We start from the raw sequence: 1,094 nt of genomic DNA, 5'->3' as shown, positions 1-1,094 counted from the left end.
AACTGGTTTTTTTATTTTTATATGTCTTATTACAACATCGATTACACGATTAGAAGCGTAATTTAGCGTTTAAGCCAATAGTTTGCATATCTGCATCAGTACCTACAGCATTAGCATTTAAATAGCTTGCACCTACAGCAACAGCTGGGGTAATAAAGTAGTTTACATTAACGCCCCAAGCTGAATCAGGTGTATTTGCAAAACTTGATTTAGCGTATGAAACACCTGTGCTAAGTTTAGAGTTTAGGTACAAATCAGTTTTTAACTCATATGCAGTGTCTTCACCGTAAACGATACCTGTTTCGAAACCAATCGACATAGGCGTGCCATCGATTGCACCAACGTATTTAGTACGTGCAGTAATTGCATCTTGCTTGTCAGCGATAGTTGCTGTTTCATTAGCTGCTTTAGCAAAACCGCTGTTTAAGATTTTGAAAGTATCATAAGAGGTTTGTTCTACAACATTTGTATAACCTACCGCTACGAGGAAGTTTGGAGCGATTACAGAACCAAATTCAACAGCCCAACGTTGACCACGATCATCATTTTTACCATATTTGCCGTCATTATCAGTAGCACTATAGCTTAAGCTTGCATATGTAGGAGCGTAAGGTGTTGGTACATAGGCTTCAGCTTTAACACCTACATTTTGAGATTTAGTATCATCAAGATTAGCAAAGTTATATCCAAGAGCTACATTTGATGCTTGGTTAACAAAAGCTGCTTCTGCTAAAGGACCTTTAGATGCATCTACATTTTTGAAGTAGTAAGTTGCTTGTCCACCAACAGTGTAATTATTAAAATCTCTGCTTTCATCATTATAGTCTAGAGCTTCAGACTGACCTTGGATTTCGAATTGGTAAGCTTGAGCACCGGTCATGGCTAATAATAAAGCAGTGGCTAAACCGAGTTTTTTCATAATAATTTCCAGCTTTTACAGTAAGGAGTAAAGTTGGATTTCATTCTATTGTAACAAAATATGAAGTCAATGTAATAAATGACATGTTCCGACAAATGATCGTGTAAGATAATAATGGTGGTTAAAAATTGCTCTGCTAGAGTATTGGTTGTCAACTTTAGAAAAAATATAATAT

1 protein-coding gene is annotated in these 1,094 nt (G+C 36.1%); it reads right to left on the bottom strand.

Annotated features, from left to right (window positions below):
- Positions 1–49: 49 nt before the first annotated feature.
- On the bottom strand, positions 50–919 hold the full coding sequence (gene omp33-36 / locus AAV96_RS00030; RefSeq protein ID WP_046737819.1) for a porin Omp33-36: 870 nt from the start codon (positions 917–919) through the stop codon (positions 50–52).
- Positions 920–1,094 lie beyond the last annotated feature (175 nt).

Source organism: Acinetobacter sp. AG1, from assembly GCF_001005525.1.
Classification (GTDB): Bacteria; Pseudomonadota; Gammaproteobacteria; order Pseudomonadales; family Moraxellaceae; genus Acinetobacter; species Acinetobacter modestus.
The sequence above is the reverse complement of the archived record's forward strand: the minus strand, read 5'-3'. Positions and strand labels throughout refer to the sequence as shown.